The organism is Acidimicrobiales bacterium, assembly GCA_036399815.1.
Lineage (GTDB): Bacteria > Actinomycetota > Acidimicrobiia > Acidimicrobiales > DASWMK01 > DASWMK01.
On record DASWMK010000281.1, the window covers coordinates 1 to 2,006 of the forward strand.

Here is a 2,006-nt window from a genome sequence, read left to right on the forward strand (position 1 = left end):
GGGCCTGGTCCCGCCACGGCACCGTCGCCGTCGGCCGGCCCGGCGGCTGCTCGCCGGCCGGGCAGGCGTCGCCGCCGCCGACGAAGCGGATGGGCACGACGGCCGGCTCGTGCTCGCCGGAGCGGCTGACGCCGAAGTGGAGCGCCTGGGCCGGCTTGGCCACGTCGACGTGGCGGACGATGCCGGCGAACACGGCGACGAGCACGCCCGGCGCCGTCCGGTCCAGGCGGAGCAGGTCAAGGGGCTCGTCGCGGCCGGCCGTGGCGTACCCGGTCACGGTGAGGCCGGGCCAGGCGGCGACGGCCGAGGACCGCAGCAGGAAGCCGCTCCAGACCGGCGCCCCGGCCGGCGGCTCGGCCAGGCGGGTGGCGAGCGCGGCGACGGCCGCGTCGCGGGTGCGGGCCCGCCGCCGGCCCCGCTCGTGGTGGGCGCCGACCCTGGCCGCGTGGTGGACCTCCGCCCGGCGGGCGTCGAGGAGGGTCGCCTCGGGCGCCGCCGACGCCGCCACCGAGAGCGCCCCGTCGACGAGGCTGTCGACCCAGTTCTGGTCCAGGAAGAAGAACCGGATCGACTCCTCGGGCAGCATCCGGGCGTCCGGGACGAGGACGTCGAACGGCAGCCCCTCCAGCAGGCAGAGGTGGGCCAGCCACCGGCCGGTGTCGTCGGGCAGCTCCCGGCCGGCGGCGGACACCGCGGCCCGGCCGGCCGGGTCGTCGACGAGGGCGCGCACGGCGCGGTGCCGGGGCTGGCGGTCCGGCCCGGTCACGGCGCCTCCTCGCCGCCGGCGCCGGCGCGGGCGCGGGCCAGGACGGCGGCGACGGGGTCGTCGCCCGAGGCGAGCAGCTCCTCGACCTCGTCGGGGGGGACGAGGCCGGGCAGGGCGTCGAGGTGGCGCAGCAGGCCGCTCGGGTCGCGCCGGGGGCCGAGCGCCGGGGCCCGGCCGCCGTCGCCGCCCAGGCGGGGCGCCACGACGGTCGCGAGGAACCGGGTGCCGGCGGCCCGGACGGCGCCCGGCGCCAGCAGGTCGGCGAGGTCCTCGGGGAGGTCGAGGCCGTCGTACCGGCGGAACAGGTCGAGGCGCTCCTGGAGGAGCTGGGCCAGCGAGTGGTGGTCGCGCACCCAGCGCAGCAGCGAGATGGCGAACTGGCGGTCGGCCAGGGCGAGGAGCCGGCCGGTCTGCCAGGCGACCGCGTACGACACGTCGAACATGCCCGTCTCCCGGTCGTAGACGAGGGCCGCCTCCGACGCCGGGTACCTCGGCTGGAGGTTGCGCTCCATCTGCACCGGGAGGCAGGGCCCCCGGTACCAGCCGGCCGTCCGCTCGCCGAGGCGGGTGCGGTAGTCGACCGGGACGTACCCGCCGTCGAGCGCGCCGCGGGCGACCGTCGCGGCCCGGTCGGCCCCGGTCGGGCGGAGGTGGGGCGGCAGCCGCAGCACGTCGACGTCGAGGTCGCGCATCAGGCCGGCGAAGTAGGCCGTCCCCGGCCGGCTGGCGAAGGTCCACCGGGCGAGGGACAGGAGGCGGACGGCGGACGTGCCGGGCGGGAGGTCGCCGCCGAGCACGCCGACGAAGCCCTCGACCGACACGAGGTGGGCGACGTAGACGCCGCTCGGGCTGCCGGCCGGGAGGCGGTTGCCGACGACCACGGAGAACCACTCGTCCTCCTCCTCGCCGGTGACGATCTCCTGGGCGGTCGGGTCGACCTGGCGCACGTGGGCCAGGTACGGCAGCTCGGCCGCCCGCGGCGCCACGGCGACGAACGCGTCGGCCCTGACGTCGACGACCACGCACTGCTGGTCGGGGAGCTCGGCCAGCCAGGCGTCCTTCTGCTCCCTGCTGGCCGCCGGCCCGAGGACGGAGGGGGGCGGGTCGAGGTAGGCGGCGAGGGGGACCGACCGGGCGCCACCGAGGTCGGCCGACGGCGTCCCGGGGTCGGGCGGCACGACCTCCTCGGGCGTGAGGAGGAGGACGGCGAGCCACGGCGGGGGCGCGGGCCGGGCCCCGG

General features: G+C 79.0%; 2 protein-coding genes. Both read right to left on the reverse strand.

Annotated elements, in window-relative coordinates; all coding sequences use genetic code 11:
• A partial coding sequence (locus VGB14_21025) for a hypothetical protein (protein HEX9995414.1) occupies positions 1–766 on the reverse strand: 766 nt, incomplete at its 3' end.
• Positions 763–2,006: hypothetical protein (locus VGB14_21030; protein HEX9995415.1), on the reverse strand; the 1,244-nt coding region annotated here is incomplete at its 5' end. The genes VGB14_21025 and VGB14_21030, both read right to left, overlap by 4 nt.